We start from the raw sequence: 10813 nt of genomic DNA on the forward strand, positions 1-10813 counted from the left end.
GCCTGCTATGGCGATCCTCCAGCCTACTCACCCAATTCCCGGCAGCGGCGGCACAAGAACATCGACTCTCTCTGCTGCACGGCGCACAGGCAAGTCATCACCGCAGGGGTACGTCAGCTATGCCACATATCGGCGAAGCACGCACTACTCTATTCACGGCGAGAATCATGCCGCGGTTCCATCGGATGGCTGGCCCACATTATCAAGGCAATTGGTAGGTCTCGACAGACCCTGCTGCCGTGTGGCAGCGCCCCAGCCGACTCATTCTCGACCCCCAGTCACCCCAGTTGACTTTCCGACATCGCGACGTATTTCGGCAAGGAGGCGCTCCGTCACCCCCCCCCCCCCCCCGCCGTTTGCTGCCGTTTGCTACCTCTGGTGCATCTCATGCGGTCTCGCCAGCGATGATACCCCCAGGTTTTACGCAGGCTCCACGCAAGTGCGGCGGCCCCCGACATCGAGGTCAAGGGGCCGCCGCTGAACCGTTTCTTGGTCTATCCCTTCGTGGAGCCGGCCGTTAGTCCCGCGACGAGGAAGCGCTGAGCCAGCATGACAAGTCCGACGATCGGCAGTGCGAGTGAAACGGCGGCTGCCGAGATTACTGGCCAATCCTGAATGTTCTCAGTGGAGAACTGGGCGATAAATACCGGCAACGTCACGGCAGAGGTCTGGGTCAGCACCAAAGGAATCATGTATTCCTGATACGCCAACAGGAAGGTGAAGACCGCGGCCGTCACAAGTCCGGGACCGGCCACTGGAAGGATGATCCGCCGGAAGGCCTGGATACGGCTGCACCCGTCCACCATCGCCGACTCCTCAAGCTCTTCTGGAATGCCAGCGAAGAAATCGCGGAGGAGCCAGATGGTGAACGGCTGATTTACCGCCACTAGTACGGCGATAAGCAGAACCTGTGTGTCGTAGAGACCTGTGAGGCGCGCCAGGTAATAGAAGGGCAGGACGACCGCCATTCTAGGCAGCGCCCTGAAGACCAAGGCAGCAAGCAGTATCCACAAGCCGCTAACGTGCCGGAACCGCGACAGAGCGTAAGCGGCAGGTGCAGCGACAAGCAGGGAAATGACCGTGGTGAGTACCCCCACGAGGAGGGTGTTTAGGAGGAAATGACCAAAGCCTCGGTCGTTCCAGAGAATCTGATAAGCCTGCAGGGTTGGGGTGAAGTCCCATACCGGGGGAAGCGAGAAGGCATCCACGGGGCGCTTCAAGGAGGCTAACCCGACCCAGACAAAGGGTCCTATGCTGAGCAGCCCTGCGAGGCTGAGCAGAAGGTAGGCGATGGTCTTCTGAAGGGCGGTCGTCGCGGAACGGGACCGCCGTGTGCGCATGGGCCGGACGGCGGTCGTTCTGACCGTACGTTTGAGGTTTTGATCTACGGGATGTTGCGCGGTCGCGGTCATCGGGCATTCCTGAATTGTCGTTTAGTGAGCACCAGGAACGGGACGAGGAGCAACACGATGCCAATGACGGTCAGCATACTCATCGCGCTGCCAAGTCCGAGCTGGGACTGCTGGAAGCTAACTTTGTAAGCGAGGAACATCAGACTCTCAGTCGTTCCATTCGGACCGCCTCCTGTTGTCACTGCGATGCTGTCGAAGATCCGGAAGGAGTCCATGACGCTCATCATGGATACAAAAGCGAACAGCCCTGACAGGCTGGGCATAATGATATAGCGCTGTCGCTGCAGCCAGTTGGCGCCGTCAACGAGTGCCGCTTCCAGAGGCTCGGCTGGGACTACCTGCAATCCCGCAAGGAAGATTAACGCGGCAAAGGAAATGTCCTGCCAGACATTTTGTCCCACCAGAAGCGCTATCGCTCCCGGAGTGGAGGAGAACCATTCGATGTTGATACCCATCAAGGTCAGCAAGTACTGGTAAAAGCCGACCCCGATGTCTTCTCGGAACATCCACCCGTAGATCAAGGCCCCGACAACAGGAGGGACGACCAGGGGAACAAGCAAAGCACCAAGGAAGACTGAGCGCGCGCGTACCGCGAAATTGAGCAGAAGGGCGAGGGCGAAACCCAGGAACAGTTTGAGCGTAGTGGTGCCGATTACAAAAAGAACTGTAAATAGCAGCGAAGAGTGCAATTCCGGTGAGGCGAGAAGCTGAGCGTAGTTTTTCAGACCTACCCACTTCAGCGACGTTCCGTAACTGAACTGATTGAGACTGAGCACCACTGTCGTAACTAACGGCGCGATCATCAGAACTGTCATGAGCACAACGCTGGGTGCTGCCAGCAGTGTGAACTCTCTGCGTTTCATAGGGCCTCCCGGCCAGCAGGGGGTGGGTCGGGCCTGCCGACCCACCCAGTAGGGCTGTTACTTAAGGTGACCCTGATCAAGCAGGGTCTTATTGAGCGCGGCAGAGGCCTGACGGAGCGCCGCGTCCACAGGCAGCGCACCGGTAACGGCCTTGGCAAGGAAAGGGTTGACCACGGATTTCGTTAGGGGGTCCATGAATGGGACAGCGGGTAAGGCCTGGGCGCCGCCGGCAATGTTTTCAAACGATGCCCCCCAATGTGGCTGGGCGGCGCTCGTGTCGTTCTGCACACTCATGCGGGCCGGGAGTACGACCTCTGAAGCATCACGCTGAACGTCCTTGTTCAGGGTAGTCGAGGCTACGATCTGGAATAGGGTCTCCGGATCCACTGCGCTGTTCTTAGCGATCGCGAAGCCGTCGACGCTGTTTTCGCCAGCGGGTATACCGCTCATACCCCGGGGCGCAGGGGCAAAGCCGACCTTTCCGGCGACCTTAGACGCGTTGGGGTCATTGATGGGTGCCGCCCGGCTGGCCCAGATTATTGCCATTCCAACCTTGCCCTGCTGCATGAGTCCCATGACATCGCCGTTGCCGAACGAGAGGGTGTCCTTCGGCATGAAGGGCAGGAGCCCCTTCATCTGTTCAAGTCCTTTACGACCTTCGGGCGAGTCGAAAGCCGGAGTGTTGTCATCGTTGAACCATTTGCCTCCACCAGCGGCCAGCCAGCCGTGGAACCCATCCAGGAGTGCGTCATCTGAACCCCACGCCATAGATAGGGGATAATCGACTTTCCCACCAAGCTTGCTCGCGGCAGCGACCAGCTCTTCGTAGGTGGTTGGTGCCGATAAGCCCTCGGCTTCAAAGAGATCCTTTCGGTAAATCAGGATCTGAGTGTTCACCTGGTTTGGCACGGCATAGATCTTACCGTCGTAGGTCACGCCGGCCCACGCTTCTTCTGAGACATCACCGAGCTGGTATTTGTCCTCGTACTTGGAGATGTAATCGTCAAGTGGGGCGACCCAGCCTTTGCTGGCGTATTCCACAAGCGTGCTGTTGTAGACCTCGACAACGTCGTAAGGCGAATTGCCTTCGGATCCCAGGGCGAGCTGGGCTTTCTGTATTTGGCCGGTAAAATCAACTGGCGTGTGATTGAGCGTCAGGTTATCAGCCGCGCTGCAGCCCTTAACGATGGCGTCAGTAAACGGATCAATCGAAGGAGCGCTGAAAGCGAGAATGTTGACGGTCTGCGGCTCAGCGGGGGCAGCGACGTCGCATGCCCTGCTGGCGGCATCGGCCGTACTGCTCGTGTTCCCGGTGCCGCAGCCGGCAAGAATGCCCAAGGCGGTCACGAGGAACATAGCTGCCGCAATGCGTCTGCGGCTAACGGAGCGAACATGGGAGGACATGGTGATTCTCCAAACGCTGGGGAGGCCGCGGAGGGATTCCAGCGGCTATCCTTCTGAATACGTATGCCTGACGCTATGCTTTAGATCACATGGAGTCAAGAGCACCTCCTCTCAAAGATAAATTAGCAAGTGCCATGACGTTTTGGGTCGATTCCAGAGCGTGCCGACCCCAAAGTCGCATACCGGGTGAAAGACCCGACCGCCGGAGGCTTCCCTTCGCTTGTTACGTACCCTACGCTGGTGCTGAAATACGTATGTACAAATGCAGATAGGAATCCCCTGTGGACACCACACATCGCGAGCAGCACCGCGCTGCGCATGCTCGAATCGATTCCGACGAAGCGGACATGGTTGAGGAAGTACGCCGCTATTTGCGCCAACCTGGTTTTTCGGACACCGGCGTGGGCATTCTGGAATCCGCTGAAATGACGCTGAGCTACATTCAGCGGCTCGGATGCGAAGACGCCCGTCTTATCGCAACGCCGGGACATCCGGTGGTCTATGGCACCTTGAGATCAAAACGTCCACATGCCAAGACTCTCATTCTCTACGGGCTGTACGACATGACGCCGGTGATTGCAGAGGAATGGAGTGTCGACCCCCTGGGCGCATCAATAGTTGACGCATCAAAACTTAATTTGCCGTCATCGCTGGGCGAGGTCATCGTCAGTCGTGCCGCACATAATCATCGGGGGCCGACGCTGTCGAGTCTTCTCGCTATTGAGGCGCTCCTCAAGACCGAAGGAGATGTGCCGTGCAATCTGATATTTCTGATCGAGGGCGAGGAAGAGATCGGCAGCCCTAGTTTGCCGGGCGTTATTGAGCAATTGCGCCCAGTCCTTTCGGAAGCATCCGCTGCGTGGCTACCTTGCATGTACGAAGGCGCTGATCAATCCATGACGCTGTTCCGTGGATTTAAAGGCAGCCTATGGGCCGAGCTCGAATGCCGGGGAGGAGATTGGGGCGGCACGGCGGACGGCCGGCATCTTTGGGCCGGTCACTCCGTATGGATCGATTCCCCACTAACGCAAGTTGTGCGGGCTGTCGCTTCGTTCCTCGACGATCAGGACAGATTCTGCCTCGACGGTTTGGACAGCCTGAATGCTGACATAACAGAGGAAGACCGCAATCAAGCGCGGGAACTTGTCGCCCGCCATCGTTTGGATCCATTCGCAGATCGAGACATGCTGCAGACCCTTAACGTAACGCGCTTGCGGGGAGGCGCCGATCTTGCCGATCACCTTGAGCGCTTCATGTTCGGCGTCAACGTCAACATTCAAGGCGTTCACGGCGGCTACGAAGGGCCCTCCTTCTACACGATGCTTCCAGGACATGCTAGGGCAACTCTGGACGTGCGTTTCCCCGTTGGCATGAACGGGGCCGACATAGCCGACATGATGCGCTCTCACTTGGATCGTCGGGGATTGAATAACGTAACTTTAAGAACACCCGGCGGGTATCCGGCCGCCCGCACGCAGGCGTCTGACCCTATCCTTCAGGCAGCGGCCAATGCCGCAAAAGAATATGGCGTCCGCACCAATATGTGGCCCATGTACAACGGTGCCTGCCCGGCCTCCCTTTTCCAGGAGCTCGGCACAGGTCTGGGGTTCAGTTTCGCGGGCCTCGGCCAGGGCGAGCGACCACACGCACCAGACGAATTTATTCGCACCGACGCCATCGGCCAGCTTGCGCATTTCACCATCAGTTACCTCCACGCGTGGTCTGAAATCTAGCCGACAACGCACAGGCAACGATTCCCGCGTCTATTACCTCTCGAAAGGACAACCATGACAAACCGCTCACAACCACTTTCTGACTCGACGAACCGGGCCGATGACACCGCAGCTGCGCCAACGCCAGCTGCCTCCAATGGTGCCTCCCCGCCGCCCCAACCGGGCAAAGACCAAAGTGGTGGTGTAAAGCACAAAACGGCAGATCTCGTGAACCCGTACCGGTCCGCCCGTCCGGAACCCGGAAACTTCGATATTTCCCTTGGCGAGAAGGGAGGCACCGACCGGCTACTCCTCAACCCAGGGACGGTTCGTCGCCAATCCATGCGCGGATTCGAACCCGAGTACGTGGACATCGTGGACTACATCGCCAGAATCACACACCGGATCTGGGAAGAAAAGGAGATCGGATACATTTACGACACCTACCGGCACAACGCCCGGGTAACTGATGACTACGGCCTGCAGTACGGCCGCGACAAGATTGTGGCCGACACCGTCCACACGCTCAACGCCTTCCCCGACGCCCGCTTGTACGCCGATGAAATTGTATGGGCCGGCGACGATGTCTCCGGGTTCCACACCTCCCACCGTACCGTCATTGTTGGCACCAACACGGGCTTCTCAAAGTACGGGCCCCCCACAGGGCGACGAGTCGTCGTCTGGTGCATCGCGAACTGCGTGGCTTTGGAGAACGAGATATTCGAAGAGCACGTCATCTACAACAACTCCAGTCTTATCGTTCAATTAGGCTTGGACCTCCGCGATACTGCCCGTGCGTTTGGCAACCAGGCCGCCGAACTGCGTCCTCCAATCGAACAGCGTTTCGGTGAAGCGGAACGTGTTCTAGGTCAGGGAAAGCCAGCTCATTTGCCGGCATTGGACGAGAACAAATTCAGCTACCAAGACTTCTTGCGCCGCAGCTACCACTACATCTGGAACTGGCGGAATGTCGGTAAGGTCGACGACGCCTACACCGCAAATTTCCGATTCCATGGACCCACCGGGCGTGAGTTCTTTGGGCGTGGAGAGTACAAGTCCTTCGTATTGTCCTTGCTCGCCACTTTCCCCGATCTGTCATTGACAGTTGACGACGTCTACGGAATGGGCAATCCGGAGGACGGCTACCTGACGTCCACGCGCTGGAGCGCTGTGGGCACACACCGAGGCTTCGGAATCTACGGACAGCCGACGGGGCGGCGAGTCTACTTGTGGGGCGTGACTCAACACCGCATCGTCAATGGTCGGATCACAGAGGAGTGGATGATGTTCAACGAATTTGAGGTCATGCAGCAGATCTACCGCGACGACCCTTTCAGTTCTCCCGCAGCCTGAGATCCGAGGCAAGCAGATCAGGGATTCAAACCCGGGACCGTTGCCAAGCCCGGGCGCGGGTCGGCCCGTCGCTGTGGTCCACTCCGGCAAGTGGTCCGACCAGGACCTTTGCGCATGCTTGCGCCCGGCTCCTCCACAACCGCAGACCATGCTTGGCTTCATGTCACGACGCAGGAAGGAAACCCCTATGCCGGTCCCCGCTGCGTCCCCGATGTTTCGGCATCGGGGACGCAGCGGGGAGACTCGGAAGCGTGAGCATCTAGTGGCACAAAGAGATCCAACGTCCAGTTGAGCGCATCTCCAGCGGAGAGAAAGGATAGCAATGCAGTCAGCCACTAATCTTGGGTCGTCGACCGCGTTGGAGGGCGGCGTGCCCCTCGTCCTGCTTCCGGGCATGAACTGTACGGCCGACCTTTGGTCTGGATGCGGCCTCGAGGGGTCTATCATGCCCTCGTTGGACGAACCAACAATAGATGGCCAGGTCCAGGCCTTGCTGGACACACTGCCTCCGCGCTTTGCCCTCGGAGGACTGTCTCTTGGCGGAATAGTAGGAATGGCCCTGTGCCGTCGAGCACCGGAGCGGGTCACCCGCCTCTGCCTGATCTCAACAAACGCGAAAGCCCCCACAGAGATGCAGCGCAAGGGCTGGCGCATCTGGCGCGACCGCCTGGCATCAGGGGCAACGCCAGCGGACCTGCAGCACGAGATCCTTGATGCACTCTTGGGGTACTCGGGCCGGCCGCCTGCCGCGCAACTCGCGCAGCGCGTTCTGCGCATGGGCTCCGACACGGGCGAGGAACGGCTGGACGCACAGCTCCGCATGCAGGCGAGCAGGGTTGACCAACTGTCCTCGCTTCGAGATCTGAAGACACCCTTGCTGGTGATATCGGGAACTGCAGATACGATCTGCCCTCCTCAGTACCATCGGGAGATCACGGCTGCGGTGCCGATGTCATGTCTGGCTGCCGTTAAAACCGGCCACCTAGCTCCGATGCAACGTTCCGAAGAAGTGGGCTGGCTTGTGAAGTCCTGGTTAGGATCCTAGCCGAAACCAGGTGAGCATCAGGAGAACTGTCCCCCGCCCCGCTCCGACACACCGCAGTTGACCTACCTTCACCGGGCATTTTCTCGAGCGGGGTATTCGCGACTGAAGGGACTGCCCCGGGTTTGATTGACTCCTGACCAGACGGAGTTGGCTGGGCCTAATGGTCATATGACGGGGTCGGAGGGTCGGCCCCCGATCCCAGGGGGACCGCTTTGTGTCTTTGTAGCCGCCACCGAACAACTATGACGTCACCGCAACCTGCGTCCGCTCGTGGTGATTATGCTCATGACTCGCTGACTCGAGGTGGCTGCCTCGCCTGAGCTGCTCGGCGAGGTGGATGGTCTGGTCAAGGAATCCTCACCAAAGTCATGCAGCTACCCTGCCGCTCCCCCATGAAGTAGTAAGAAAGCCAAACCGGGCTTCGCGAGAGAAAGGAGGCACCCGCCCCCGGATAACTCCAAACAGCCACCAGAACCGGCACCCGGACCGCAGAATTGGGCCGGCTGTCCACAGTCAGAGCGCAAAAGGGCCTCTGACTAGGGGAAACATGTGCCCGAAGTGGGACTCGAACCCACACACCTTTCGATACTGCATTTTGAGTGCAGCGCGTCTGCCAATTCCGCCATTCGGGCCTCTACCACGCCCGGATGACCCCCATCGGAGGGAGTCACATATTCATCGGTGCGCGAAACAACTCTACATGCCGATAGGCTGGATCGGTGAACCGGTTGGGACGCCTCCGACCGGTCGGTACGAAGTAGTAACCAAGGAGCAACCGTGTCTGAATCAAAGGAATCGCCCGCCTCACGTCCCGCCCTACGGGTCGTCGTCGCCGAGGATGAGACATTGATCCGGCTCGACATCGTGGAGATCCTCCAAGGCGAAGGCTACGACGTGGTGGCGGAGGCCGACAACGGCGAGAAGGCCGTAGAGCTCGCCAAGGAACACAAGCCGGATCTGGTGCTCATGGACGTCAAGATGCCGGTCATGGACGGCATCACCGCCGCGGAGCAGATCGCCAAAGCGCGCATCGCCCCCGTGGTGCTGCTGACCGCGTTTAGCCAAAAGGAACTCGTTGAACGGGCCCGTGAGGCTGGGGCCATGGCCTACGTGGTCAAGCCGTTCACCCCGGCGGACCTCATGCCGGCCATTGAGATCGCCGTGTCCCGCTATGAGGAGATCCGCGCACTCGAGAACGAGGTGTCGGACCTGCAGGAGCAGTTCGCCACCCGCAAGCTCGTGGAGCGCGCCAAGAGCCTGCTCACCACGAAGATGGGCCTGACCGAACCGGAAGCCTTCCGCTGGATCCAGAAGACGTCGATGGACCGCCGCCTGAGCATGCGCGAGGTCGCCGAGACGATCATCAACCAGGTCAACTGACCCGGCCCGGGGCCGCCGGCCCTCCAGCAACGCCGAAGGACCAGCAACGCCGAAGGACCAGCAACGCAGAAGGACCCCGCCCACCGGGCGGGGTCCTTCTGTTTCTACTGCGTCAGGCGGGCGCTACTTCTTGCCCTTGACCGGCCAAGGGCCAACCTTCTCCTTGCTGGGCGAGGTGTGATCGTCGGGGCGCTGCCCGGCGTCGGTGATGTCCCCGACCCGGTGCACCTTGATCGAGTTGGTCGACCCTGCCTGTCCGGGAGGCGAGCCGGCCGCGATGACGACCAGATCATCGACCTCGACGAGCCCGGAGTCGAACAGCGTCCGGTCCACCTGTGCGGTCATCTCGTCGGTGTGGGCGACGAACTCGACGAGCAGCGGCTGGATGCCCCAGATGAGGGACATGGTGTTCAGCGTCGACTGCACCGGGGTGAAGGCGAACATGGGCTTCTTGGGGCGGAGCCGGGAGAGCCGGCGTGCCGAGTCACCGGACTGGGTGAAGGTACAGATGTACTTCGCGTCCAGCTGGTCTGCAATCTCGACGGCGGCACGGGTGATCGCGCCGCCGCGGGTCTTGGGCTTGCTGCCCAGAGCCGGGACCCGCTCGAGGCCGTGCTGCTCGGTGGACTCGATGATGTCGTTCATGGTGCGCACGGTCTCGATCGGGTACTTGCCCACGCTGGTCTCACCGGAGAGCATGACGGCGTCCGCGCCGTCGAGTACGGCGTTGGCGCAGTCGGAGGCCTCCGCCCGGGTGGGGCGGGGGTTGTCGATCATCGACTCCAGCACCTGCGTGGCGACGATGACCGGCTTGGCCCAGCGGCGGGCCAGTTCGACGGCGCGCTTCTGGACGATCGGCACTTCCTGCAGCGGCAGTTCGACGCCGAGGTCACCGCGGGCCACCATGATGGCGTCGAAGGCGTCGATGATCTCTTCGAGGGCCTCGACCGCCTGCGGCTTCTCGATCTTCGCGATCACCGGAACGCGGCGCCCTTCCTCGTCCATGATCTCGTGGACCCGGTTGACGTCGGAGGCGTTGCGGACGAAGGACAGCGCGACCATGTCGACGCCGGTCTGGATCGCCCAGCGGAGGTCCTCCTCGTCCTTCTCGCTCAGGGCCGGCACGTTCACGGCGACGCCGGGCAGGTTGATGCCCTTGTTGTTCGAGACCATGCCGCCGACGACGACCTCGGTGACCACCTTGACGTCGTCAACGGCCGTGGCACGCAGCGACACCTTACCGTCGTCGATCAGCAGCAGGTCCCCGACCCGAACGTCCTGCGGAAGGCCCTTGAATGTGGTCGAGGAGATTTCCTGGGTGCCCAGGATGTCCTCGGTGGTGATGGTGAACACGTCCCCGCGCGCCAGCGCGTAGGGTCCGTTCTCGAAGCGCCCGAGGCGGATCTTCGGCCCCTGGAGGTCGGCGAAGATACCAACCGGCTTGCCCAGTTCCGCCGAAGCCTTGCGGACGTTCTCATAGGTCTTTGAATGGACTTCGTAGTCCCCGTGGCTCATGTTCATCCGGGCCACGTCCACCCCGGCCTCAATCACAGCGAGAGTGTTCTCATAGCTGGCAATAGCAGGACCGAATGTTGCAACAATTTTCGCGCGTCTCATGAAACCTAGCCTAGTCGGGTTTTGGGG

General features: G+C 60.3%; 8 protein-coding genes and 1 tRNA gene. 4 read left to right on the forward strand and 5 right to left on the reverse strand.

The genetic code is table 11. The features are described from left to right. Positions 1 to 494: 494 nt before the first annotated feature. Genes E2F48_RS14305 through E2F48_RS14315 form a run of 3 tightly spaced genes read right to left on the reverse strand, consistent with a single transcriptional unit; the run spans position 495 to position 3631 of the window. Positions 495 to 1412, reverse strand: a complete 918-nt coding sequence (locus E2F48_RS14305) for a carbohydrate ABC transporter permease (protein WP_133404647.1) — start codon at positions 1410 to 1412, stop codon at positions 495 to 497. Next, positions 1409 to 2275, reverse strand: a complete 867-nt coding sequence (locus E2F48_RS14310) for a carbohydrate ABC transporter permease (protein ID WP_133404648.1) — start codon at positions 2273 to 2275, stop codon at positions 1409 to 1411. The genes E2F48_RS14305 and E2F48_RS14310 overlap by 4 nt, the downstream gene beginning before the upstream one ends. A 57-nt stretch (positions 2276 to 2332) precedes the next feature. Further along, positions 2333 to 3631 (reverse strand): ABC transporter substrate-binding protein, encoded by a 1299-nt coding sequence (locus tag E2F48_RS14315; protein WP_165968785.1) that lies wholly within the window; start codon positions 3629 to 3631, stop codon positions 2333 to 2335. Between the two features lie 329 nt (positions 3632 to 3960). On the opposite strand from E2F48_RS14315, the gene E2F48_RS14320 reads away from it, so the two are divergent. From E2F48_RS14320 to E2F48_RS14330, 3 genes are all read left to right on the forward strand, one after another. Continuing rightward, positions 3961 to 5412 (forward strand): M20/M25/M40 family metallo-hydrolase, encoded by a 1452-nt coding sequence (locus E2F48_RS14320; RefSeq protein ID WP_133404650.1) that lies wholly within the window; start codon positions 3961 to 3963, stop codon positions 5410 to 5412. 54 nt (positions 5413 to 5466) lie between these two features. Further along, positions 5467 to 6744, forward strand: coding sequence for a nuclear transport factor 2 family protein (locus E2F48_RS14325; protein ID WP_133404651.1), 1278 nt, complete (start codon positions 5467 to 5469; stop codon positions 6742 to 6744). Between the two features lie 394 nt (positions 6745 to 7138). After that, the gene (locus E2F48_RS14330) at positions 7139 to 7789 is read left to right on the forward strand and encodes an alpha/beta fold hydrolase (protein WP_342772605.1); all 651 of its coding nucleotides are present in this window, start codon (positions 7139 to 7141) and stop codon (positions 7787 to 7789) included. A gap of 550 nt (positions 7790 to 8339) precedes the next feature. Here E2F48_RS14330 and E2F48_RS14335 read toward each other — a convergent pair. Then, a tRNA-Leu gene (locus E2F48_RS14335) sits at positions 8340 to 8421 on the reverse strand. 145 nt (positions 8422 to 8566) lie between these two features. Here E2F48_RS14335 and E2F48_RS14340 point away from each other — a divergent pair. Continuing rightward, positions 8567 to 9169, forward strand: a complete 603-nt coding sequence (locus tag E2F48_RS14340; protein WP_133404653.1) for an ANTAR domain-containing response regulator — start codon at positions 8567 to 8569, stop codon at positions 9167 to 9169. 123 nt (positions 9170 to 9292) lie between these two features. Here E2F48_RS14340 and pyk read toward each other — a convergent pair whose 3' ends face one another. Further along, positions 9293 to 10786 (reverse strand): pyruvate kinase, encoded by a 1494-nt coding sequence (pyk, locus tag E2F48_RS14345; protein ID WP_133404654.1) that lies wholly within the window; start codon positions 10784 to 10786, stop codon positions 9293 to 9295. Between the last annotated feature and the right edge of the window lie 27 nt (positions 10787 to 10813).

Source organism: Arthrobacter crusticola, assembly GCF_004357995.1.
GTDB lineage: Bacteria > Actinomycetota > Actinomycetes > Actinomycetales > Micrococcaceae > Arthrobacter_D > Arthrobacter_D crusticola.